The 24,882-nt window shown below is 51.5% G+C and carries 17 protein-coding genes; 5 read left to right on the forward strand and 12 right to left on the reverse strand.

The genetic code is table 11. From position 1 onward, the window contains the following. Positions 1 to 570: 570 nt before the first annotated feature. Positions 571 to 3,213 carry a hypothetical protein gene (locus tag EXE45_RS14210; RefSeq protein WP_137694714.1) on the forward strand — a complete coding sequence of 881 codons (2,643 nt, stop codon included), beginning with the start codon at positions 571 to 573 and terminating at the stop codon, positions 3,211 to 3,213. Between the two features lie 31 nt (positions 3,214 to 3,244). Here EXE45_RS14210 and EXE45_RS14215 read toward each other — a convergent pair whose 3' ends face one another. From EXE45_RS14215 to EXE45_RS14255, 9 genes are all read right to left on the reverse strand, one after another. Then, entirely contained in the window at positions 3,245 to 5,443 is a 2,199-nt protein-coding gene (locus tag EXE45_RS14215) for a HEAT repeat domain-containing protein (protein WP_137694715.1), read from the reverse strand. A 644-nt stretch (positions 5,444 to 6,087) separates the two neighbouring features. After that, a complete protein-coding gene (locus EXE45_RS14220; RefSeq protein ID WP_137694716.1) occupies positions 6,088 to 7,887 on the reverse strand; it encodes a ThiF family adenylyltransferase in 1,800 nt (599 codons plus the stop codon). A 1-nt stretch (position 7,888) separates the two neighbouring features. After that, positions 7,889 to 8,308: a hypothetical protein gene (locus tag EXE45_RS14225; protein WP_137694717.1), complete on the reverse strand. Its 420-nt coding sequence runs from the start codon at positions 8,306 to 8,308 to the stop codon at positions 7,889 to 7,891. Continuing rightward, complete coding sequence (locus EXE45_RS14230) at positions 8,305 to 8,661, reverse strand: hypothetical protein (RefSeq protein ID WP_137694718.1); 357 nt, start codon at positions 8,659 to 8,661, stop codon at positions 8,305 to 8,307. Before EXE45_RS14230 ends, EXE45_RS14225 begins: the two co-directional genes overlap by 4 nt. Next, a complete protein-coding gene (locus tag EXE45_RS14235; protein WP_137694719.1) occupies positions 8,654 to 9,097 on the reverse strand; it encodes a ubiquitin-conjugating enzyme E2 in 444 nt (147 codons plus the stop codon). Before EXE45_RS14235 ends, EXE45_RS14230 begins: the two co-directional genes overlap by 8 nt. Then, positions 9,094 to 9,324 (reverse strand): hypothetical protein, encoded by a 231-nt coding sequence (locus EXE45_RS14240; RefSeq protein WP_089309221.1) that lies wholly within the window; start codon positions 9,322 to 9,324, stop codon positions 9,094 to 9,096. The genes EXE45_RS14235 and EXE45_RS14240 overlap by 4 nt, the downstream gene beginning before the upstream one ends. 320 nt (positions 9,325 to 9,644) lie before the next feature. Next, the gene (locus EXE45_RS14245) at positions 9,645 to 10,997 is read right to left on the reverse strand and encodes a hypothetical protein (protein WP_137694720.1); all 1,353 of its coding nucleotides are present in this window, start codon (positions 10,995 to 10,997) and stop codon (positions 9,645 to 9,647) included. A gap of 66 nt (positions 10,998 to 11,063) precedes the next feature. Beyond that, positions 11,064 to 11,990 carry a HEAT repeat domain-containing protein gene (locus EXE45_RS14250; protein WP_137694721.1) on the reverse strand — a complete coding sequence of 309 codons (927 nt, stop codon included), beginning with the start codon at positions 11,988 to 11,990 and terminating at the stop codon, positions 11,064 to 11,066. Then, positions 11,987 to 13,096: a hypothetical protein gene (locus EXE45_RS14255; protein ID WP_137694722.1), complete on the reverse strand. Its 1,110-nt coding sequence runs from the start codon at positions 13,094 to 13,096 to the stop codon at positions 11,987 to 11,989. The genes EXE45_RS14250 and EXE45_RS14255 overlap by 4 nt, the downstream gene beginning before the upstream one ends. Positions 13,097 to 13,289: 193 nt before the next feature. Between EXE45_RS14255 and EXE45_RS14260 the strand changes: the two genes are divergently transcribed. Then, complete coding sequence (locus EXE45_RS14260) at positions 13,290 to 14,225, forward strand: hypothetical protein (RefSeq protein ID WP_137694723.1); 936 nt, start codon at positions 13,290 to 13,292, stop codon at positions 14,223 to 14,225. A 451-nt stretch (positions 14,226 to 14,676) separates the two neighbouring features. After that, the gene (locus EXE45_RS20760) at positions 14,677 to 14,898 is read left to right on the forward strand and encodes a hypothetical protein (RefSeq protein ID WP_206750473.1); all 222 of its coding nucleotides are present in this window, start codon (positions 14,677 to 14,679) and stop codon (positions 14,896 to 14,898) included. A gap of 129 nt (positions 14,899 to 15,027) precedes the next feature. Here the strand turns inward: EXE45_RS20760 and EXE45_RS14265 are convergent, their stop codons facing one another. Continuing rightward, a complete protein-coding gene (locus tag EXE45_RS14265) occupies positions 15,028 to 17,166 on the reverse strand; it encodes a hypothetical protein (RefSeq protein WP_137694724.1) in 2,139 nt (712 codons plus the stop codon). Positions 17,167 to 17,472: 306 nt separating this feature from the next. On the opposite strand from EXE45_RS14265, the gene EXE45_RS14270 reads away from it, so the two are divergent. Next, entirely contained in the window at positions 17,473 to 20,904 is a 3,432-nt protein-coding gene (locus EXE45_RS14270; protein WP_137694725.1) for a HEAT repeat domain-containing protein, read from the forward strand. Between the two features lie 805 nt (positions 20,905 to 21,709). On the opposite strand, the gene EXE45_RS14275 is transcribed toward EXE45_RS14270, so the two are convergent. Then, positions 21,710 to 22,027: a hypothetical protein gene (locus EXE45_RS14275; protein WP_137694726.1), complete on the reverse strand. Its 318-nt coding sequence runs from the start codon at positions 22,025 to 22,027 to the stop codon at positions 21,710 to 21,712. Between the two features lie 323 nt (positions 22,028 to 22,350). Further along, positions 22,351 to 22,809, reverse strand: a complete 459-nt coding sequence (locus EXE45_RS14280) for a hypothetical protein (protein ID WP_137694727.1) — start codon at positions 22,807 to 22,809, stop codon at positions 22,351 to 22,353. A gap of 297 nt (positions 22,810 to 23,106) precedes the next feature. On the opposite strand from EXE45_RS14280, the gene EXE45_RS14285 reads away from it, so the two are divergent. Further along, positions 23,107 to 24,699, forward strand: coding sequence for a hypothetical protein (locus EXE45_RS14285; protein ID WP_137694728.1), 1,593 nt, complete (start codon positions 23,107 to 23,109; stop codon positions 24,697 to 24,699). Positions 24,700 to 24,882 lie beyond the last annotated feature (183 nt).

Below are 24,882 nucleotides of genomic sequence, written 5' to 3' on the forward strand. Positions count from 1 at the left end.
AAAATTGGCTTCAAGCATTCGCTTTCGCATGGAACCAGCTTATCTGAACACTACCTGTAGATCCATTCTATTAACTAATATTGAACACTACGGCTCTGTTGAAATCCTTAGGGAATGACACATTCTGACCTGGATGGGGTCAGTAGAGGGCACGCACGGATCGCTTAGTACAGCCAGCCCAGAGAACGATCAAATTAAGAGTATTTCTAGGGTCCATCTTAGACTCATATCTGTGACAGTGACTACGAATGTGTTTTCACATTCACAGTTTACTCGACTCACTTCGTTATCGGTTTCAATCCAGTTGCCACAGTTACACTGGATCCTGATTTTTCTATCTGGTGACTGATTCACTGTTCAACCATCTGATTACAGACTATCATCTGTCCTCTGATGTATTAGTATGTTTACCCGAATACTCGTAACAGCTTCTCGCTCACAATTTTCAGTTCGCACTCTCTACCGACCGGCTGTTTCAGATGGTAATATGTCCAAAGATAGGATTTCAACAGAGCCAACAGAGCCGGTACAGCCATTTATTATGAATAAGAAACAAGCACGTGTTACTAGATGGCAAGTGGCTCTGGACCATCGAATACAATCAAAGAACAGCTAAGGGCAGCAGCAGAGCCCCATGATTCGCCAGCAGAACTTAGATCACGCAGATATATCGTCTCAAAGGCATTAGACGAGTCTGAACCAGTCACGGAGTCGCTAGACATAATCTGGAGCATTTATTTTGACGAGCTTGAACGCCCAGTATCGACTGTCGATGAATTTGCTCAAATTGATCGGTACACCACCGAAATCCGAGAAATATGTGCCAAGATATTCAGACAGACTGCTGAATCGTCTCCAGAATCACTGACTACTCATCTCACATCACTGAACCGCTCTGTACGATCCGAATCCGTTGAATACATCACACTCTCGCTACTCGACACGCTCCAGCACCTCTGCTCAGAAGATCTACTCCCAAACGATGACTCATTAGATGTGATCCGGGCAGTTCGGACTGTGGGGGAAGCTACTGATTCAAATGGGATCCAGGTAGCCGTTGTCGCGACACTACGAGAATTTGCTTCTATGGATATCTCAGCCAACGCACAGCAAGAGGCAGGTGAAGCCCTTAGAATGCTTGCTGAGCATTATGAAGGCCAACAGCGTATATTTGCGCTGGGTAGCCACGGAGTAATCGGAGCAAAAAACGGTTTTAGTACACTCTCTGAGGACGCGATTGAAGGGATTCTATCTGAAATGGAATCTGCCGAGTCTACCGGCGAGATACAGAGGGTGTTGAGTACTTTACATGAAGATATAGAGGAAAATATGGAATCGGTTGATCCAGCTAAGGCGATGTCTGTTTATGAAGCAGGGTTGAGGGGCTGGGGACTATCAGATGACGATTTTTTTTCGTCCCTACTTGAAGTCGGCGCTGATATAGATAATCCTGCTTATTTCCAGGATTATAAAAATGTCATATCTGCGGCTATTTACAGTTCTAAGACCCACTTTCAAATGATGTGCCTACTCGAATTAAAACGTATATTCGAGAATACACCTAGAACTAAAATAAAACGAAAGGCGATATATGGTCTTGTTACTATTGGCCAAGCGTCCGATAATCTATTCATACAACACAGTTCATTCTGGGGAATTGCGCAAGTAGCCGAGAGGATTAATGATCCGGAATTGTGTGAGGACCTCGTGTCCCAACTAAAACAAGGACTTCGATTGGATAACTATTTGATCCGGGGTGCAGCTGCGCTAGCAATCGGCGAAACCGTGGCAGGATCTGGCTCCATACAGCTCGCTCGGAACGCGCTGGATATCCTGAAGAACGATTTACTCCCTGAGACTGGAACACCACTGTATGGTGCCCGAAGTCCAATCATGAATATTGCTGCTCGTTCGAGTAATCGCCGGATTCAAGAACTAGTTCTTGAGACTGTTCGGTCAATCGTGGATACGGAATCTCGAATAGCAGCCGAGATTTTCATGAAATATCCGTTACTCTTGTGCTCACTCGATAAGGATCTGGAAGATACTGCCGTCGAAGTGATCCAAGCTGGGTTACAGAATACTCACACCGTTGTTCGTACTGCGACTATCGACGGTATCCCCGGTAAGTGGATCGCAGAGAGGTCACATGAACTCCAAAATAGGGTGTTCCAGATGCTTAACGAGGTATGTGAGCCATCTGGGGCAGAAGTCCCGACTCAGCTATCGGCTTTACGTACTTGTCATGAATACTTCGAAGCGACGGATAGCGATGACAGAGTAGATTGGGTACATGTACTGCTTGAAAATCTGAGTGAATCCGAAAATCTTGGTATCAAGGTTTTCGCTCTGGCCAGTTTGGTTCAGCTTGACACAAAGGAATCAAAAGATATGTTGTTGTCAGAAATAGAGACAAACCGTCAACTTGTCAAAATCGGCTTCGAATGGAGTATGGATAATCTCCCTCTTACTCCCCCGAATTCCGATACAACTTCTGCTGACATTCTTGCCTTGGTTAATTTTGCTGTAGGCGATGCTGATCCGCGTCTGGCACGCTTTGTGACTAATAAAACACATTCAGAAATACATAGGAAAATTGATGTTAACCTTAGATCAGGCTTGGCATTCTCAACTGTTGTGGAGAAAACACTGAGACAAGGGGAATTGAAGCTTCGACGAGATCTGATTGCTGAGCTTGCTGAACACGCGGAGAACTTTGATCACGAAACCCGGTTACAGTTAATCCCCGCGCTTTCATCAGATTTCTCTGATAATAATGCCTCGATTGAAGCGAAATGTGTGGAAACTATCGGTGAAATCTGTGTTAATACAGTCAAGGAAGATGTGTGGATGACCACAATAAATCACCTGGTACAGGATATTGAAAATGATTCACTTATGATACTCGAGGAGAAGAAACAGGTGTTCAACAGAATGGCGAAGGAATTGCCTATGGAGGGGCCTGAAGCCGCACTCCAAGATGCTTTCCTCACAATTCTTTCAAGCTGTACTGCTACTGGGGCGTCGGTACTCGAAGGGATGTCTGAACTCCAAATCGACCGATCCACTTTCCTAAATGACCTTTGTATGAATTCAGAAATTATGGATAATATTCCACAGTCAGCCTCTTACTCTGACTTATCTGAAAGTGGCCGAACATTAACGACTGGTCTCCTTGTATATCGCCAGTCCAATACACGAATTGATATATAAGAGATACATATACTTTCCAGTCAATACTGACTCAACCTTCCATTTGACTGGGGGTTAAACTCAATAGCTCGACAGCAATTGTTCTCCCACCTGGCGTGATTTGAGGGTGGGACAAAAGCCGTTCTAAGTCTGGTACCAATGCTCTGTTAATCTGAATGCTTTGTCTCGAGCGGATGATTCTTGATATGGTGTCTGCGGAGCGCTCACCGACAAGATCGTGTTGATGATGAAGGCAGTTAACTAATACAGATAGATAGGGAACAACAACACCTATTTCGACTGTCGCAATCTCGTGAAATCCTGCTATAGCTTCGGACTGAACTTGCCATGGTTCATCTTGTAGGGCGTAAGCAAGGGATCGCAGACACCGTCTTCGGAGCCGAGGGGTCTGCGTTCCAATATTCCCAATAGCATCTACTGCTGCGCTCCGACAATCAGTAACCGGGTCAAAAACTGCGTTTTCGAGCGCACCAAGATGCTGGGCAACGATCGAATTATAGTGCTCTGTGGCAGTTGCTAGACCACTAACCGCTCGTAAACGGACTTCGTCTTCTGGATCTGACAGCATCTCCAGTAGATATTCGACAACAGATTCAGGAGACTCACACTGAGTAAACACCGCATCTTGGCCAATAGCTCGGGTAGCAAATATCCGTACTTCGGGAGACGCGTTAGTGCCAGTTTCCGTTAGGATGGCACGTGCCTCCCGAACAACACCTGGAACAGTATTGAATACATCCCCCTCAATCGCGAATAGAACAGCAGCAGCGATCATTTGCCTCGTATACTGTTCTTTAGCCGTCGAGTTTCTGCTACGTTCTGCTAGCAGCGGCTGGGCTATTTTTTTCGGATCACATCCCTCTAGCAGTTCCGGACCTACGTACGCCATCGCCGCGATTCCGCCGGCCGCACCAGCACGCCCGTCAGGCGATCCAGTGGTCAACTCACGGGTCAGGTTGGATAAGATTGAGGTACTGTACCGACGCTCACCAGAATCCATCTCATGACAGACTGAAGCAACGCTTTTGCGCAATTCTAAGGACCCGTTCATCAACCTGTTGGTGAGTTCAGCTTCGACCTTTTCTGATACCTCTGGGACAGCATCAACAAAACGGGCGATCGATCGGCCGCAATAATACCTCGTGAGTACGCTGTCACGGGAGAGTGTCGATAGAAGTGGATCAACGAACGCCTCTGCACGCTCAGGAAAGCCTTCAGCAATTATCGCAAGACCCCTCGCAGCTGCAGAAGAGACCGTCCAGTCATCATCGTCAAGTGCCTCAATAAGTTCGTCAACGATACGATCACGAGTGTCTGGGAGTAACCAAGCAAATGTTTCGAGAACATCAGCCGCCGCGGATCTAACTTTCTCGCTCTCGGCAAACAGGCCTGTAACGACCGTGCTAGTCAACTGAGTAGAGTGTTCGGGATACCGGGAACAGAGCTCATCAGCACATCGTAGTGCTCCAGCGCGTTTACGTGGTGGAGATCCTTCGATAGCGAGCCGGTCTATTCTTTTGACCGTCGAGAGTGGGTCACCAGCTGCGATTCTGGCCAGAGCAACACCCGCTTCACGACGTACATCCGGTTCCTCATCCCCTAGGGCCGCAATCAGTTGCTCTCGCGTCGTTTCTACCGATTCCGGGCTGATCACTCCGAGGGCTGAGACTGTCTTGGCTGCTGCGGCTCTCACTAACCACATGTCGTCTTCCAGCCGCGCCTCTATCGCAGTTCCAACCTCCGGCAAGTCCACTGCCTGCTCAGGCGCTTCAGCCAACGCCGAAAGACTGTGCTGTCGAACCTTCCAGGACGAATCATTCACCGCATCAAATAAATGAACCAAAACCTCGGTTACCTCTGAGGCGTCTTCCTCAGCGATGATCCGGAGACAATCTGCTGCGAGGACTCGAGCATCCTCTGAGGGTTCAAATGAGAGTGCTTGTGCGAGAAAGTCAGTACGGGGAGCTACCTTTTTGGGACAGTCCACGGTGAAACTGGCCAGAATACTAAGGCCCAGTTCACAGATTTCGACAGAGAGGGCAGTCTTTCCGCTTACGTTCTCCACCTCTGCGAAGTTTCTGGTCAATTCCGGTGCGACAAGGTCACATATGGTAGCAAGCGACTCCTGGCTATATCTAAAATCTCCCTCAATGGCTTCCAGCTCACGGCGCTTCTCGCGAAGCGCTTGAAGATCGCTCGCCACTTCGCTGCCTTTGTCGCCAGGACCCATCTCGGTCAATGTTTCAGTTAGTTCGTGGTAATTGTTTGTGTCAAACCGTCTCCCGTGGTGGACGGTGGTAGCTCAACGCCGTTTCACGCTGTGCTAAATGCGTTGAGCTGCCCGTCACTGAGGTATTGCTTCTCCATTGAATCTGAACACTCAATCAGATCTCCGATCTCATCGATCCCTCTAAGACAGATCATCTCGAGGTTGATCAGCTCGAAACAGAATAGTTCCAACCAAGAGAGGCCAGTAAGGTTGACCAGATTCTTAGGCTAGCTGCTGGAATTTCACAGCAGCACTGAATGGCTGGTCTACATCAAGCTCAGACTGCTGCTCACGAATCTGTATATCGCGACTTCAGCAACGTCATCGAATTGAGGCTGGACTCATCAACTACACTCCCCAAAGGACCACTGGGCTCATCGGTTTCAACTCCTGATTCTACGGCTCTCATCAGATATTGAGAGGGGTGGGTTCAAATCCCCCCGGTAGCAGTTTGGCTGGAGGTGACTAGCTGATCTGTATTGGGCTCTTATCCCAGCTCATATCGACAGTCCCGATAAAATGTCTCAGACAGCAGTGGCTACTCCCGAGTGCCGTAGCCGATACGTGGCAACACCGCAGAACATGGATTAAAAAATAGGTATCATTCAGCGTCTACCACGGAGCAATTTGAGTACCACCGCAATCAAGAACAGCAGTGTGAGCGGCTCAGATCGCTCTCGAACCGCTCGCTGTGTAGCGGTAAACAGCGCTCCAGCAAGCGAGCGATCAGAGGAACCATTCTCAGGCTCAGGTACGTCCAACTCTTTTTCACCGCTTTCGTTTTCTTGTGAACTATCAGCGTTTCCTCGAATTTTTGGTTTCGGTTCCGGTTCTGGCGCTGGTTGACTGGCAGATCCGGTGCCCTCAGACACGCCGGTTTCCTCCCCAACTGACTGGTCAACCACCGACTGGTCGATCGTCTGAGAGTCAGCAGAGTCGGCTCCGGGCGCATCCATCGGATCGGTGAAATCAACTTCAATTTCTCCATCGCCCCCAACGAGATCTTTACGATCAAACGACCGTTCACCAGCCGCAAGATCTGCGCCGGCACTACAGGAGATACACCCCTCAGAAGGATGAGTCCCGACAGCGACTAACTCGTCGTCTAGACCATCAAAACGGATGAAGTCAGCTGGTGGTGAGTAATCGGTGACTAGCTTGGTAAACTGCCGAGTAATCAATGAGGCTGCCTGGCCGTTTAACGGGGTAATCGCAGGCTCTGGGGCGAGGACATCCTCTTCGAGGTACCCGCGCTGGATGTCCGCGTCAATCTCTTCTTCAGACATCTCTTCGATCCGGAGATGTTCAGCGTCATTCCGCCCCATACAGTCCAAGCATGCATTAGCCCCCGGCGCAACAAGCTGGATGAGGCCACGTTCATCTGTGACTCGCCCGGAATCATCAGTTTCAATTGCAACGCCCCCATCAATGTAGTATCGGAGATGGCGGATAGCGAACTCGTTACAGTAGAGCCTAGCGTCAAGCCTGTCGACGGCACCAATGATGACGTCACAGTTGCTCAAGTCTGACTCAGGGACGTCTTGGACCCTGGCCGGGTAGGCTTCCACAGTGGCTTCGGGATTAGCCCTGGCAACCTGTTCTCCAACCACATTGACCTTCTGACGGCCGACATCGGAGTTGGTAGCCCCATATATTCTGGGGAGATTCGACCGCTCGACCACGTCTGGATCAGCGAAGACGAAGTCTTCAACACCGAAGCGTGCCAGCTGGAGTGCTACCATCGAGCCCAAGCCACCAAGACCAACGATTCCAACTCGGGTATTGGCGATCTGCTTCTGGCCGGTATCAGTAAGAGCTCGGATCGAACGATCATACCGTTCACCATCGATCGATCGGTCTCGTTCAACCTCGGGAGCGTCCAGTGGCGTCTCTAGCATCCACTCACCGACAACGCTAATCGGGAGCTTCTCACGTCGGGGCGTGGAGGGGTCGGTATAAATCGCAGTGTCAACACCCGCGTGACCTATGACGATGAACCCCAGCGGAACCTCTGGGTAAAGCTGTCCCAGCCAGTCACGATAAGACTCCATGATGTTGTCGTCCAGCCTGCTGAATCCGGGATTCTGACTGAAAGGGTGGCTATGAACCATAATCGGAACCAGACCATCTGACATAGCATCACCAAGCCGCTCCCGCTCGATGGAAAGCTCTGGACGGACCGCACTGGATTCCATGACGGCACAGTCCTCTGCTGGAATGGGATCAATTTCCCGGACTAAGAGGCGGTTCTCTGTCGGTTCACAGTACATGTATGCGAACCGTTCGACACCATCTTCTTGTAGTGTCCACTCCCGCACGCGTTCTAACTGGGTAGCAGTTAAGACGAGTTCGAGCTCCCTGCTGGTTGTCCCCGTGTCAACAGCTACAGCCCGTGATTCAGACATTTTAGGCCTCCTGTAGCGGGTTCTTCGCCTTCGGGTTTTCAAGCGATATCTCTAGGATGTTAAACATCGTCTTGAGGCTGTGCTTGTCAGGGTCCCAGTCGGATAGGGTATGGATACAATACTTGGTGAACCCATCTGGTGCGACTGACTGTGCGTACAGGACATGTGGACTACCGCCCCGATAGGACATGTCATCACTGACGTACACCTTCGGCTGCTTGCGCGGGTAGGTCGAGCTCAGGTCAAAAATCACATCCCCGAACTGGGCTCCATCGCTATTTTCCCATCCGTCAGGAAATTTGAGCTGCTCGATCTTGACCACAAGCTCATCCGCTAGGTCATACGACATTATCGGGTTCTGCCGCTGCTTGATCATCTCGTGGAGGTCTTGTACCTCTGGAATGACGCGTTGAGGATTCATGGCGTTCCGAACACCAGTGAGTCCGCAAGTGGCTGCGTGTGGAGTTCAGCACCGTCCTCGACATGCTCAGTTAACACATCGCCATCAGACAGTGCCTGGATTCCATCGCCTGATCGATGGGTAAAGACCTCGCCACTATCGATACCGACCATTTCACGAAGTTCCCCTGCGGTTTGTTCGGGTTCGACTTGAACTGTGGATCCATTCACATGTAGCTCCGTCGCAGAATCGGTGTTTTCTTGAGGTCGATCGTCCTCTTCTTCGGATGTCTCACCCTCGGTTACTGGCTCAGTTCGGACCGTATGTACCTCCCCAGAAGCCTGTTGTTGGAGGCCTGAATCCTCATCAGTCATTACTATCACCAGTATTGCCTTTCTGATCTTCAATCCCGATAGGATTCGACAGCACTCGCTCAAGCTGGTCAAATAGGGTCACGAGGGAATCCGAATCTGGGTTCCAAGCTCTTTGATTACCGAGCAGACTCAACGGGGCCCATTCGGCCGTTGAGTCAACCCTAGCTGGGGCCATACACTGTGGCCTAGATCCATTATACCGCATGTCATCGGCGATGTAGACGCGGGGTGGATGTTCTGGGTACTTTTCAGGAATCTCAATCAGGAGGGGGCCATGACGTCCCCCTGAACGGTGCTGCCATCCATCAGGAAAAGCAAACCCATCAATCCTGATCTCACGGCTCTCCGAGAGATCATATTGGAGTCTCCCACTAAATTCCTCTTGTAGTTCCTGTTTTAATTCGCGAACATCATTCAGTGTGCGTGCCAGCGTCATAGATCACCAAAGACGTTGTCTTCAGCCAGTGGCTGAGGATTCAGTTGTTCACCCTCATCAACGTGCTCTGCGACCACATCGTCATCGTTGAGTGACTCAAACCCGTCCTCACCACGATATGTGAGTACAGCGTTTTCATCGAGTTCGGCCTGTTCTTTCAGTTCGGCTGCGGTCGTATCGTCTTCGATCGGAATTTCCTGGTTTTCGACGGTAACAAGCTGTCCCATTGTTTGATTTTAGGTTCTGCGTCGGCTTGCCTGGATCACCGACCAGGCTGCGGTGTGTCGTTGTCTGTACACTGCTGCTCGGCGGTATCGCGACGTGTACATCGGTTGAGTCGTCCACTAGAACTGACGACCATATCCAATTCAGCATACCAGCCCCTGTAGTATGGCTCTGTGAGCGGTCCAGAATGGGAAAATAGGAGAACCAACAACGAACTCGGTCAGGAGGGATCTGTCCGATTCGTATATGAGCGATTCCGGCTACCCGACTTTTGTCGGGGAACCTCTTTGATATTGCCTAACTCTGTCTTCCCAAAATTCCCTCAGTTCCGACAGTCTTCGATGGTTTTGACGAGATCCAACTTCTGGGCTTCAAGTGTGGATATCTTGGATTCGAGTGGACAACCATCCGGATGGCAACTTCCCGAAACCGAAACTCCACAAAGTGGACATCCGATATCCGGTTCAGTGTGGCGTCCAACTTTCATCAGAATCGAATCCAGCAGACGGTCACCGGCGTAGACCCACTCCCAGAGTTCTTTGTACGAATCAGCGGACTCAATGGGGATTCCGAGCCCGTCGCTCGGTATTTCCTCGTCTGCTATTAGTGGATTAACCAGCCAGTTCGGCTGGGGTTCCTCTTTGTCTGGCGTCTCAATTTTGTATATGACACCACCGAAGTTGCCAGTGAATCTGAAAGCAGCATTAATGATTTGCCCCATCTCAGTTGGAGCTTCCATAATAACGTCGTACTTGTTTCTAAGCGTCTCAGCAGAATCGACTTTTTGTGGGATATCCAGAAGTGGGAGATTGAGTTCACGAGGATGAACCGCTTCTGGATCCTGTACTGGATCGTTGAGTTCAGCACCAATATCAGCAAGCAGACCCTCTGCCGTCTTGTCATCCACATCATCAGGGTCGAGAGCATGTGCTGCATCGACTGCTGCGTTGAAGCGCCGATCGAGATCTAGTTCGCTGACGGCAATTGTATCGAAGCCATCGATGTTATGCGGTCCGACGAGATATGGAGTATCCAAAGCGGCGTCTGCGATGACTTCTGTGACTCGACGGCCATACTCGGCCTCCAGTCCGGCGAGGGTATCGTAAACCTCTGGGGCCTCTTCCCGAGCCCGTGTGTTCAGATGGTCTCGCAGCCTCTCGAATCGGTTCTCAACAGTAGTTGTATCCAGTTCTGGTTTTAACGACTGGTATTGTTTAATGTGTCTGTCCAGGTAGCCCTCCTCGGACATCACTGATTGACACAGGTACTTGTCGACCCCTTCGAGAAATGAGAACCGCTCCTCATGTAGCATTTCGATTTCGTCTTCGACTCTGGCGATTCGTTGTCCAGTCGATTGGAGGTCTTTCTCACCGTTTATAAACTCAAACAGTGCCCTGATACTTTGCATCCGGAGCAGGTGGTGGCTTCTGGTCAGTCCAAACTGATGCCGCCGACCATGCATCATCTCTTCCGCTAAGCCGAATGTCTGAAAATACCGTAGATGAACTGGTCTATCCGGTCTGACACGGATCACGAACTGACTTACCTGCGGAGCGACCGTCGCGAGTGGGTTCTCAATATCTTTGATGTCTTCTGGTAAATCGGGTCTGTCCTTGTGACCGGGTGAGTCAGGAAGTTCTATGCCTGATTGCCAGTTCTCTTCACTCACTGCCATGTTGAACCCGTGTCTGAGGTCCGGTAAATCCCTATTTGCCATGTTTAATTTAGATATGTCTTGCTGTTAGAACGGACTTGTGTCTGCGTCTCGTGGATCATCACTCATATTCTCCGATTTATCCGTTTCCGTGCTACCGTTGTTTTTGCCACCTGAACTCCTATCTCCAGACATCTGATCTTCCTCTAGATACTCCTCTAAGCCAGCCACAATCGTAGCCCTAACTTCAGGATCCGGCTCACTCTGGTACGCTTGAATTAACCTTTCAATATGCCTGTCAGACCTGACACCGGGTACCCTGGCGAGCGAAGCCAGGCTGGTCATAGCTTGTTTCCGAACGATTGGAGAGTCATCATCTATCGTATTGTGGATGAATTCGAGTATTCGCTCAGTGTCTGAGGTCAAGGAGTCCGATGTTTCTCCAGACCGCCCCACCTCTTCTAGGTCCGTGGCCTGAGATCGCGCGGTTGTGTACCGCTGTTCTGCGGGAGAGAAGCTAGGTGAAGGAGACATCTCAGTGCCAGCTGTTTCCTTGTTTAACGGCTCATCAGATTCATCATCAGAAGGGAATTGTGAGAGATCAATTGTTTCCAGGGACACGTTTGATCTCGAGACGTGGTTCCTGATTGAATCGAACGCCGTTGCCCGGGAATCTGCTGCCGCGTACTTAATTTCACCCGGTGCACACGCAGGCCCGAGCAGCTTCCCTTCGAGACCAGCATCGAGGAAGCTTTTTAATAGCTCTCGGAGTGTTTCACTCTGAGGTCCGATCTCTGACTCAAAATCGAGCGCCTCCAATTCGTCGGCGACAATCTGTCTGATCTCTTCGGGTTGCCGTTCTGTCAGCGTTAGTTCTCCCATCCCGAAAACCGCCCTTTTGATCTGAGCTGCCCGCTCACGATCAAATCCAAATTCAACCAGAATGTCTTCCCAGACGTCCTCAACGAGTGGTGGTTCGTCTTCGGCTTGAGCCATGGATAGGTCGTCCGTCATCGGCTCACCTCATCACTCCTAATCGCATAATAAGCGGCTGTTCGCGTTTGCGAAGCCTCCATTGCCGTATCAAATTCTAATGCCTTAGTCGGTAGCTTCTTCGAGAGCTCTGAAAGATCAGAATTCTCGTTAAGCCCAGCCAGAGCGCGTCGATATTCAGCAAGTGAGGTGTCTTCTAGACTTGTGGGTGTGTCTGTCGAGTTGTCTTTTTTTTCGGTACCTGAGCGCTCTTCGGATTCGAGCTCGTTACGTATATCCTGAAATGCTCCTGTTTCGTACAATGCTGTCGTTAAGAAAGTACTCAAGTGTTGCTCTAAATCCTCTTTGTACATCTGTTTCGATGCTGGCTGGACACTATCTGATAGCCACCCCTGAAGAATATACTGGTTGTACAGATCCCCCCAGTTCGACTCGGGAACATATCTGTCATGTAGAAGGAAGCCCTCATCAGGACTCTCATTCGCTTTCAGCTTCCCCTCATGTGTAATTCGACTGTCCAAAGCGTCTGTTTCGACATCTGCGGTCATTCGCCCAAACAACCAGGCACTCTGAGCAATCTCTCGCGGAGTTTTGTTTGAGTCAAGCACCGCCTCGCTTGTCAGAAACCGCATGATTGCTTCCAGCCTTGCGGAATCTGTTTCGATGTCCGCTCCCTGGTGTAGGACTCTCTGAAACCAGCGGACAACATCGCCGTGGATCAAATACGTATCATCGGTACCGCCGGTAACTCTCCGAACGGGCACAAGAATTGAATGTGAGAGGAGCTTGTCAAACAAATCTTGGGAGCCGGTTTCAGGATTTGCTTTTCGGCGGGAGACTAGATCCTTGATTTCATCTCGATCTGTGAGAATAGTCTCCCGTCGATATAGATCAATGATTTGATCGAGCGCGATTCGTACCCGGTCAGGTTCATCAGGCCCTTGACCAGGAAGTCGAGAATCATCTGTAGACGTAATCAGATTGTGACTTCCTGCCAGTTTGTAGAACCTGTGGCAAGCTTTTTCGTAACTCTGTATTTTTGCTGATATGCCGTCGTTATGTTCTGTCTTTTCAGCACCGGCCTTTTTCTGTTCATCCTTTCCAGAGTGGGATCCTTTTCGTGGCATTCGGCGCGCTCGTGTTGACATAGCATGGTAATTGAATTCACATAAGTCTGGGCCGCCGGAGAACCCCACTCTGTGAAAGATTTATATATTCTTCTCTCCGCAAAATCAACATGAAGTAAATAGATATATGAAGTTTTCGAAGACAGGTGGCTTGTGGAACTGCTGAGATTGTATCACCCAAATGTATCTATGTATGTCGGACGAAGGCCTTACGGACGGTGGAAACGATCGAGAACCCACGGAACAGGTCTGGAATCTTAATTCGGAGGCACCGCAGGAGTTCCGAAATAAGGCTTGGCGTCTTCTGGGGCAAACCCGCAAGCGCGACGTGTTCATGACTGTCCGCGAACTGGCGGACTCCGAAGAGCCGCTTCAGGGCGCATCAATTGCCCGGGCAGCAATGGATCGGCCGCACTTTGCTTCCATGTCAACTGCGCCAGATCTTAGTGACAATGGAGACCTCGATGCTTTGTGTGATCTACTCGCCGGGTATCGCATCCCCCGTCTGGCACGGCCGGAACACTGGTACTTCGTGCCGTTCAAATCCATGTGTAACTACTTAGTGAACCCATTCCACCACCCCCAGTCCGAAAAGGTTCAGGCTGCGATTGAGTACGTCCGTACTAATCAGCTCTGTACTAACCCCGAGTCTGGCCCCTCTCATGATGGCGGAAATGAGACCGATGCGGAATCAGATTTGGTCCCGTTCGATGCGAGATCTACGGCAGCACATACGTACGCACAGTTGAGTGAGCACCTGCGCTGTACCGCGCCAAAGCTCACTTTTAGTGAGTTTCGTCCGGACGACTTCGGTGCTGGCGTTGGGAAAGGGCTGGTTATTGAAGGTAGTCTTATTGCCGAATCAATGGAGATAGCCCCCGATTGCTCCGACTTTCAACTGAAGGAGAAGCTCGACGAGGTCTTCACCAAGTACGCGGAACAGGTTGCCCACGGTAAGCAGGTCTTCCGTGTTGGGCTGTACCAAGACGAAGATGATGATGAGCATGATAAGAAGGACGCACGACTCGAAGCCATTAGTGACAACTCTAGTTTCGAGGAGTTTGATCCTAATCTTGGCCGAAACGACATCACGTTTCGCTGGGTCGTTCAGACGATATTCATCGAGTAACTGGTCATCACTAGAGTCGAATCCTCATACCTCAGTACTTGAGTTGAGGCATGTCCACTAGTGGCCTCTCACTTTGAACGATTGGCTCTATTTTGTTGATCTGATTCTGTTATCGTACTGGAAGGGACCGTTTGTTATGTCCGCGTCAAATCAGCTTTAGAACACCCCGTCGTTAGTTCCTCCCTCAATCCCGTACGACTGGACAGCACCGAGAATAGTGCTACAATCCGGACACACTAATTGACCCCGGTAGAACTGGTCGTTTTCCCCGTTATGACTACTCAATTCTTCGACATCCGCTTTTCCAGTGAACTCACAGTGTGGGCAGCTTCCCATACAAGAACACACGGTGTGTATTTGTAAGAGCAGCTTCCTGCCCAGAATCGTGCTCGTCGAAAAAGACCGACTTTTGATGGAAAGACCGTCATTCGGTTGACCCGACTCTGATGAAATGCTTAGTAGCAGAAGCTCCCCATCTCTTGTTACGAGGGCGCTCAGCAACGTTGACAAACATCCTCTCGATATCGCAAAGACACAGCTGTTTCAATTTTCCAGTGAAGAGTATGATCAGCTCCGGGAAACGCTGAGTATCGACGAAGACGATCCGGAGATGTTCGGTGAGACCGTCCGGGAGAAACTGCTCCAAATCTACGCACAAGCCGCTAGCCAGTAAGCTGCGCTAACGGTGAGAATTACATTCGTTTATTCGCTGAACTCATTACTGTGGTATTCTCTCTGAGGGGCGTTCAATTCTGAAGCGAGTATTTGTGCCACTTGTACTTCGAGTCCCTCTGGGTGAGTTTTATACAGGGCCAATAGTCGACTTGGATGGAATCCGGTGAAGAGTAGCGAATAACAGAGTGGTTGCCGTCCCGTTATCGGCTCGTTCTAGATACGGTGGCACCGATAGCAACCGACGGATCGACGGCTGGTGGTCAGCTGCTATCGTTGGGTTCGCTACAGCAATTGAATGACAGGCAGCAGCGACGACAGTTCGAAGGAGCCGTTCCTCCGGGTCAATCTCCATAATATACGCGAGATCGGTTTGTGTTGCGGTAGTGAGCAACTCGTCTAATACATTGGCGGACTCATATTCAATGACCGATTTGGGGGCTCCGATACAGAGATGGCTCAGTGCCATTACTACAGCTGGCGTTCTGGGATGCGAGAAAGCGTCGAGCGCCGACAGAAGGGCTGGGACACAGGCAAAAACAAGCTCCACACAACCGCGGAAGCTAAATGCGGCAATCAGTGTGGCTGTATTTTTCGCGATCTCTGAGTCTGGATGTGTGAGGTGTTTTGTGAGTCTCTCTGGTTCGATATGGGGGGCAAGATCGTCGGCATAGCCACTGTAAGCGAGATGGCCAACCGCTAGGATTGCGTTCTCAACCACAGATGGGTCCGAAGCCTCGAATAGGGCTGTTAAGATCTCAAGATCTGTGGCGGCAATAACCGCGTCCGCACAGCCGACTTCGGCCAAATCTGCGAGTGAGGCGGCAGCATTCCTACGGACATGGTCGGCCTCTGCGTCCAGTTCCGCAGCTAAGTCGGAGAGTGGAATCGTGTCAAGTACGGCGCCGCCGTAGCCATGTTCAGCCAGATAGCCGATTGTCGCAACTGCGTTACCCCTCGGGATTGGATCCTTCTGCGATAACGCCGTGGATATCTTGACCAGATCAAACTCGGCGAGGACCGGATCGATATACCCGGCAGCAAACAGCTCATTGAGCAGCGCAACAGCGTTCCCGGCGACAGACGGATCTCCATGTGTAACCAGTGGCTCAAGATCACGCGGCGAAATTGCTGACCCAACAGTTACGGCATCCACGTATTCTAAAAGATAGCCCAGCGCTGACGAGACGTTCTCTCTAACGAACTCTGATTCGTGTGATAGCAGTTCTGCGAGCGTCTGATGATCAATATCGTCGGCGAGATGAACAGCCCGGTCCTGCTCCTCATCAAGCAGATAGCCAATCACAATCGCTGTATTACCAACGGCGTTAGGTTGCGGATCTTCAAGCGTGGAATTGAGGGCCGCCATATCGAGTTGCGTCGCCACGGGACTCGTATACCCCGCGGCAACAATCTCACATAGCGCCGCAGTGGCGGTGACACAGCTGTCAGTAGCCTGCTGTTGTAGCGGTGATTCAAAAGCAGAGATATCAATTTCTGCTACAATTCGGCCGGTGTAGCCCGCTTCAGCAAGATCCGCAAGAGTACGCGCAGCCGCTCCACTGACATCGGAGTCGGAATGCGTCAGAGCGAGCTCAAGTGAGTCAAACGAGATACGATCCAGAACAGCATCGGCCTGTCCGTGAGCGGCAAGCGTTTGTAGGAGTCGTGCGCCCGCGGCGACCCGATACGGATCCGCAGTGTCGAAGACTTGGGCCAATTGAGCAGACGGAATGGCAGCGGGCTCTGCGTCGACAATTGCCTCTAACGCAACGAGAACTTGCTCAACCTCGCCCCGTTCATCCAGAAGGTAGGCTAATAATACGGGCGTATACGCTGTCATGTCGGATGGCGAAGACCGTACGACCGTCGTGAGCACTTCGACAAGTGCTTCGCCGAGTGTTTGTTTGGGAGCTGAATATTGATCCGCAAAGAGAGACTCCGTATCAGCGAGGTCCGTCTGTAACCATTCTTTGAGTGCAACGACTACATGTCTACAGTACGGTCGCAACACATCCGCAGATTCTATTTTAGCAAGGACTGTGCCCGCGAGCGCACGACGCTTGTAATCCGCTGATTCTCGTCCATCGAGCAGAAGAGTCGCCACGAGCGCCGGCACGAGTTTCGGTGAAGAAACTGTTGGCTCTTCACCAGAGAGCAGTTCTCGTAGCTCGGATAGGGAGAGTGGAGATGTACCACCCGGCTGAGTAGAGATGTCACTACGAGACGGGCCCGGGAGTCCGGGATCATCTCCAGAGCCTTCTGTCATTAGTATACCTCAGCATGGCCGTAACAAGAAGCGTTGCCCTTCCGCCAGCGTGACTCCCTGAACAGTTTGTCACTGTATAAACACGGTATCCGGACTGGACCTGAATAAACGGCTAAAAAATACTGAGTGTGGAGGTGGGGTATAGGCGCAAAGATCAACTGCCACCTAAATTCATGCCCGTCGTGTACGGCATCATTCATTCCCTGAATCAAGATAGACTGCCCCAGCGGAAGAGTACCGAGAACAGTAGTCCGTTCCGTCGACACGCTTACACTATATTCCACAATATCTGAGTTAGAGGTTGTCATGCTAGGAAGTCCAGACCTCGAAGACAAGTTGGCCATGGCTCTGGAAGAGGGATCGACGGGGTCTGTACGATGGCAACGAGTCTTAGCAGAGGCGTCGGACAAACCAATACAGGCTGCCGAATCGGTCGAGCTCGTGTGTGAGCTCATTCAGGAAGAATTGACCGGCGAGAAATCTGATACGAACTCGGCTCAGTCCAGCGCGGTTCTTGAGCAGGGTATTGAGGTACTTCTGAGAACGGGCTACAACTATCCGGAGACAAGTATCCAAGTTGGCCAGACGTTATTCCAGGTGACACAAAGCGCGGATCTAGTAGGCCCACGACGAGCGGCCGTGAGAGCCCTCGAAACGATAGCAGCCGACCGCATCGGGTATCCATTGGCAGACGCTGTAATTTTCACTGACTTGGTGACGGAAACCTCGTCGGTTAGTTTAGAAAACAGCGAGAGTGCGGTCACTGAAGAGGAAGCGGCAACAATAGAAGAACAGGGGAGGGTCGCTTGGGCGGCAATTCGATTGAATTCGGGAGCAGTTCCGAGCGACGACGAGAGTCTAGAACCAGTATTTTCGCCCAGATCAGCTCGTTCACGAGCTATTATCCAATTAGCGATCGACTCGGCTGTCGGTCGGACGGATTCCGCCACCTGGGTATCGGCGCTCGATCGAGACGGATTAAACCAACTACTTTCAGACCTCGAAAGGCTCTCACACACCGATCCCGACGATCGATTGATTGAGAAGCTCCAGACCGAGTTGGAGGTGATCAAGCAGGTCGCCGAGGTGCCTAGTCTCGGTTCGACGCGGGTCGACTATCTATCCAGTGTGATAGATCGTGAATTGAACAGAGATTCCTCGGAGGTCGACATGCTGGTCGGTAAAGAATCGCTTTCACAAGATGTCCAAAGAGAGGCTCTGGCCGTACTCCGTACCATTGCGGACGATCGACCGCATACACTTCGGGAGGCGGCACCCACTCTGGGGAGGCTGATTCTGGAGGAACAGCACGAGCCCTTCCGAACCCAAGCCGCAAAAATCCTCGAACTGGCTGCCGAGAACGGTTTGTGGGACTTCTGCGGCGAGGCCGAGGTGCTGATAACCGCAATTGAAAACGACTTAGAGTATCTGACACCGCATATTGTCCGAGCATTCGAAGCAGGACTGGCGACAAGTGAGGACTCAGCCCCACTAGTTATCGAGGGGTTGCGAGAAGTGGTCCAGAATGAGTCTAGCAATGAATTCGGACAAAGTGATGTGGAAGCTGCGGTAGCGGCCATAGGAACGGTGGCCAGACAGCATCCAACTCTGGGCGCTCAGGCACTGGCGACGCTCACAACTGAGGAAGACAGAGTCGTTCGACTGCGTGCGATCAGGTGCCTGGGTGAGGTCCCCCGCGCACTGGATCAGGTGAGGGGCGATATCGAGGAGGCTGTGCGCCGACTTGTCAAGAGCGAAATCTATGATGACCGATCCGGGAATGAGGCCTCTGTCCCAGAGATAACGGCGTCAAAGCCGAATCCAGTCGGAGATGCGATTGCGAACGTCATAGAGCAGGATGAGCGGTTAAGGACTATGATACTCGAGGATCTTCTTGAGGCGCTGGGCAAGGAGAGCGCCGATACAGGAACCACCCTCGAGATTCTCAGAGAGGTCAGACCTGGTGAAGAAGACCCTGAATTCCGACGAGAGTTCGTCGACCAACTCTGGGAGATTTTCCTCAGATCGTCCGATCACGAGAAGAGCACAATCGTAGAGATGTTCGCTGATAGAGTTGCCACCGATACTGACGGTAGCCCGCAGATCGCCGATTGGATACGAAAGGCTTTGGAAGACGATTCGGAGGACACACGAGCCAAAACGGCCGATACAATCGTACAACTCGCATCTGAGAGTGTCAACATTTCCCCCGACATAGTCGATATCCTCCAGAGCCGGCTCCGACAGGACGAGAGTGAAGAGGTACGCTCGTCAGTTTTGAAGGGACTGGTGCAGGTTGGTATACAAGAGGACACTACGTGGGATATCGCGCTACACGCTATTCACCACGCGCTTCGGGATTGTGATGACGGCGTCAGATCTGCGGCCCTGTGGCAGTGTGTGGAACTCGCTGAGGTAGAGCCCTCACATATTCCCCATCTCATCCGGGAGATTCTAGCGACAACCGACCGAGATTCGCGTGAGACTGACTTTCCATATATTGATGGGGATTACGATACGGTGGTCAGCCGTCTGATGGAGATTAATTCGACCTACAGAGAGGTTCTTGTTCAAGAGGTCTTTCATCAGTTGGAGAATGGTATGGTTCCACGGCAAGCCAGCATCTCCATACTGGCTGCTATTGATTACAAAGCGCTTTCCAGACGAAGCGCCCTCACCGAAACACTCGTGAACACGGTAGGTGAACCGGGCTTAGACGAATGGTCAAACGAGATTAACTCCAAGCAATTTTTTCAGCGCAGAAATCGAATTTTGGAGCAGCTTGTTGAGTCCGATGAGCTCCTTGCGACCGCACTCTTCCAGCAGTTGCGTTTCAAAGTACAGAGCTCTTTAGGCCTGACTCGTCTCCGCGCGGCAGAACTATTGCCCCGAATCGCACCCGATGTTAACGAGACAGTACTAATATCAATTGAAGATCTCGTCCAGAATCCAGATACCAACTGGTATGTCCGTTCTAAAACTAATCAAGCGCTCTCAGAATTGAGCGATTGGTCAGAGGACGACATTGATCTGTACGTGAACGTCTCTGAGGCGTTGAACAGTCAGCATCCGATGGTTCGAAACGGGGCTATACAGATGCTTCAGGAGCGAGTGCAGAGAGGTGACGACCAACTCTTGTCTGAGGACACCGTACAACAATTAATTTATCAATATGAATCCAATTCACCGAGTAGAACAGAACTTGCGAGTGTACTTTCGATGATTACTTACGAAGCACCTAGAACGATAGAAAATAATCCTGAGCCGATTGTGGACATGCTCGTTGATTATTCATTATTGGCCTACGCTGCTCATCCCGTCTATCTCGACGGTCCTGGGGCAATCGCTACCCTCGATCGATTGTTAACTGAATCCGCGGCTGTTCGTGAGTACGCGATTGATGAATTAGTCAGAGTGGTTGAGGGAAAAAGAGTCGAAGATCCGTGGGATCCTCAACGTGCTGCGTGGGTGTTATCTGACCTGACTGACGCAGCCTCGGCTGTGCTCGCTGATCGAAGTTCTCGGTTAGTAACCGTCTTGGAAGGTGACCAATCAGTCGCTGAAAAACAGATCGCAGATCTCCTCCATGAATTGGTCATGCGCTCCGATATTGAATGTACAGTGGATCCGGAGAGAGTTCGGACAATCGTCTCAGACGTGGACCATGAAGAGCAAAGTGACTCCATAGTCGGGACGCTAATAGACGTGCTGCTCAGATTGCGACGACTAGCAAGCTAAACGTGCTATAGCTGGTATAGCCTCTGCTACATCAGAGAATTGCTCACAAACCTCGACTTGAAAAAGACTGCTCTGTTGAATCCGCAGAAGGCATCGGGATCGAGTCGCTCTGTACTCGGTTCGGGAGCGCTGCCGAGAGAATTCAGAGATGGGCTCTTGGTAGAGAGGGAGAAGATCGAGATCGCTGGCTAGATCGATCAGACTCCTCAGCAACAAAGAGTCAGAAATCATGTCTTCAGCGATCGCGATACCCGTTCCGTCATCGGATTTAACAGAGCAGAAGGCTCCCGTACAGCAGCCAGAACAGCCGGCGTCGGCCCCAGTCAGCGTACAACGTGTACGCGAGCCCGACTACAACCATGTACCATGCGAGGTTCGATGCGAGGTGCCGAGGACTATCGTGAATTGCCGCCGCTGTCCATACAGTCACCACCTGTGGATCGCCGTACGTGAAAACGAACTGTGATAGCAGCGGTTCTGGAAACACACCATGGATAACGACGAGAATGGAAGGTACGTTAAGAAGGACCCAGACCCCAGAGTATTGAATTCGCTTTCGCAGGGTTGAGAGGCATGTGGCTGACTTAGACATCGCGACTTGGATGCGTGATTCACGAAACTCTCCTCAAGAGGTTTGTATTCTACTGAATTTTCTCTGTAGGTGTCTGTAGCCTACAGCACGACTAATTGGTTTCCGTGTACGACATACTGTTCGATGAGTCTGGTGTTGGACTCGTTGAGACTCCAAAATTGATGATTGGAGTCGGTAGACCCGGTGAATATAGCAGTATTATACGTTACTCCGCTATTTTATTTCTATATCCGACTCGCAGTGGGGACACTGTAGTGAGTCCTTCGTCGCTCCTGCCACGTAAACTGCTGAAGTACCGACTAAAGCACCAACTGCTGCTAAGGGCCAACTGGCACTGGCTGCTGTTCCCAGCGCAGCGATTCCTGTAGAGCCACCTAAGGAGTAACCTCCTACACCGAAGAGAGCAGGAACGATCGCACTGCCTACAGTCATATATTTGCCCTTGAATTGTATGAGAGCGACCTCGTCCTCACATGATTCACACTGGAACTCGTTAACGATAGAGACGTCGTCCTGATCAACTTCCGTCATACCTAATTCCTATTACTATAACATAAAAATCTTGATATAGTTTCCCAGTGATCAGCAGTGAAGGTAGCGAACGCTTCGCTCAGTTCCATAGTCTGTCCTGTAGGGTAGTCTCCAAGATAATTCCATGTGTGAGTACGCCACTGCGTGGTGACAGACTATTGGTCGATAGTGAGAGACAGCGTCCCTCGAACGGGTTTCAGCCCTGTTGCTGTCAGGGCGATACTCGAGTCGGTGTCGGAGGTAGCCAACAACCGTGCCCCAGACGTAGTCGACATTACTGGTTCGGCGAACGTGTTGTCACTCAAAAAAAAGAGGTTAGGCCGTCAGTGGAACGCCGGGTCCTCGGACTGACCGGAGTCCGCTTCGGATTCGGCGCCTTCGTCGTCCATCGAGGACCGCTCGTTGATCGCGGATGCGTCGGTACCGTCACCATCTTGTCCCTCGCTCTCGTCGTTGGACGCCATCTCTTCCTCGTCCATTTCCTCGCTCGTCTTACGGAGCATCTCCTCCATGCGGTTGAGTTCGTCCCAGAGCGCTATCACGGCTTCAGGGGTCCGGACGTCACCGGCCTCGAGTTTCCGCTGGATGAACTCAATCAGCTTCTGCTGGAACGTTTTCACCGACTCCTCGTCCGGGTTAGTCTTGACGCGCATCGACAGCTGGAAGTCCTCCTGTCGGCTGGCCTGTTTAGCGATTCGCTGCCGGATTGCCTGTATTGCGAAGCCGTTCATCGACGCGGACTTCTCACCACCCTCGGCCGGTTCGGGTTCGTTCGTTGCCATCGCAGTTCATCATACAGGCGGATGTGATACCAGGTTGACCGCACAGCCGCGCTTAGCGAAACAATTTTGAATGGAATTTCCCAGACTATATTGAATATGTACCCGACTACAGTCGGTCCAGACAATGCTACCGACTCGAACGTTAGTTATTGAGGAACCCCGATTCCAATCGGGGTGCCCGTCGTACTCTTCATCGGTCGGTGTACAATCAAGTTACTCGCCGCCTGTCTCACGATTTGCCGTTCCCTGTTCACGGCTACGATGACGACCATATGGACGCTTGTCGACTGTTCAGGTATGCCTGATTCGGTGCCACAGCTCGGCCTTGAACTGATCTCGACGAAAACTTCCATAGAGGACGGTCAACTCCTCACCGACGAGGAACTCAACACCGCGATACGGGGGTTTGAGGAAGGGGGTTTCCAGGAGTCCAAACACGCAGCCGGTATCCTCTCAGAGGGTAAAATGAGCAAGGGAGCTTGGGATGCGACTAGCGAGTATCTTTTCGACCTGCTGGAAGAGGCCAGCGTTGTTGGGACGCTCGACGAAGACCTTCCGAAAGCCGCGTGTAAGGCAGCTCGCGTCATTGCCAAAATCAACTCAAACACATCGGTCGACCCGCCGCTACGAACAGAGTTAGGAGAATCGTTGATCCGTGACGGGACGGGGGATGAGGGAAATCCATGGCTGACGACCGCCGGCACCCTCCTCCTTTCGACGGCGATGGACACCGGAGAATACGAACCTGCTGACGAGATCGCGAAGCGAATTGCTGAGCACCTCCTCGCTCTCTCGAAGAATACCGATGGGACACAGGAAGCGAATCTCACAGCGGTGGGCTACGGTATCCTCGGCCGGACCAACAACGGTGACCACGCGAAGACGCTCGTCGCTGAGTCGATCGACCTTCGGGAGTATCTATACCGAACGGAATCGAACCTCCGTGAGGGGTTCCTCCGGTTCGTTGCCCGAGTCGCACAGGAGGACCCAGCGCTTCTTGAACCATACACTGTCGAGCTGGCGACACATCTTCGGGCAGAGTCTTTCGCCGTCAGGCGGGACGCCGCTCGTGCGTTTCTCGCGCTCTGTGATGAAGTCAACTGGGAAGCGCTCCGGCCTGGCGTTCTCACATTGAACGGTCCTTTTGAACGAGATGGCCCGACGCTGCCGCTGTTCGCAATCCAATTTTTGCAGAGAGTTGTCCAGCACAATCCAGAGGCTGTCCCCCAGCGGGTTGGAGACGCATTCGTGAAGGCCCTCCAACATGACGATCGGTTCACAAGTGTGTACGGTAGTGAGGCAGCCATTCAAGAGGACGCACTGACTCGGGCAACGCTCTTCGCCGCGGTTGAAACGCTTGCTCCAGAATTCCCAGAACTCGCCGACGTGGTTGGTAATGGGGTGTTCGATGAGCTAGAACGATGGCCCGACGAGGGTGTCAAACTGTTCGTGGCAGCCGCCGCCGGTTGCTTTGTGGCGGTTGCGCCAAACGTTGTCGGCAATCGGTTCATTCGGCTGCTCATCGATGACAGTGGGGTGGGCGGTCAGGATGGTTCGACGGGTACGCCGCTTGTCGCCGACAAGTCGACAAAGGCTGCGGTGAGCCGATTCGCCACGCGGATGGCCGAATTCGACGGAAAAAAGGCCCTATCGACCGCTGATCAGTTAGTGACCCATGCTGAGGATCGAGGGACACCCGGACATCTCGATGTCGTTGCCGTACTCCTACAGATAGCTCATCAGAAACGGGATGACGACGAAGTGAGGAGAAACTTCCACGACATTATCGAGCGAGTCGCCGACACGCACGAAGACGAGTTCTTAGCGTGGGATGAAGACGTATTCGACCCAGAACTAGATCAACACTCTGCGCCAGACGACAGCGAGTAGGCGGCTCACCAGTGCGAGGTCACAGGGGTTGAGGCCGAATCAGGGTTCCAATCGTTCGAGGATCGACAGTACACATCTGTTTGCTTTGTTGAATCCAATGACGGCGTCGGGGTCACTGTTTGAGCGCCTGTTCGAGGTTGTAGACTGCGGCGGTCAACACGAGTTCGCGGAACTCGCGGTACC

Source organism: Halorubrum sp. SP9 (genome assembly GCF_005435015.1).
Taxonomy (GTDB): domain Archaea; phylum Halobacteriota; class Halobacteria; order Halobacteriales; family Haloferacaceae; genus Halorubrum; species Halorubrum sodomense.